The 368-nt window shown below is 74.5% G+C and carries 1 pseudogene; it reads right to left on the minus strand.

The features are described 5' to 3' along the window. A pseudogene (locus tag LI92_RS24105) lies at positions 1-368 on the minus strand (hypothetical protein); the annotation flags it as partial.

Genomic DNA, 368 nt, shown 5'->3' on the forward strand with positions numbered 1-368 from the left:
GGCAACGCTTCTCTTGATGGTGAGGCCGGGCAGGCCGGTGGTGCCGGGGGTAACGCCGGTGTCGGTGGTGCCGGGGGTGCGGGCCGTGAAGGCCAGGCGGCTGCGGGTGCCGATGGGCGTGCCGGGGTCGGTGGCAATGGCGGTCACGGTGGTGCCGGCGCGGATGGTGCCGATGGTGATCACGCCACAACACCGGGCAGCGACGGCGCCGCCGGGACCAACGGTGGTCACGGCGGTAACGGCGGCGCAGCCGGCAAGGGCGGCTGGAATGCCGACGGCAGCGCCAGCGGGCTCGACGGGACGCAGGGCAACGGCGGCAACGGCGGCAATGGCGGCAACGGGGGCAGTGGTGTGGCCGGCAAAGCCGG

This window comes from Mycobacterium sp. UM_Kg1 (assembly GCF_000972925.1).
In the GTDB taxonomy this organism is placed as follows: domain Bacteria; phylum Actinomycetota; class Actinomycetes; order Mycobacteriales; family Mycobacteriaceae; genus Mycobacterium; species Mycobacterium hiberniae.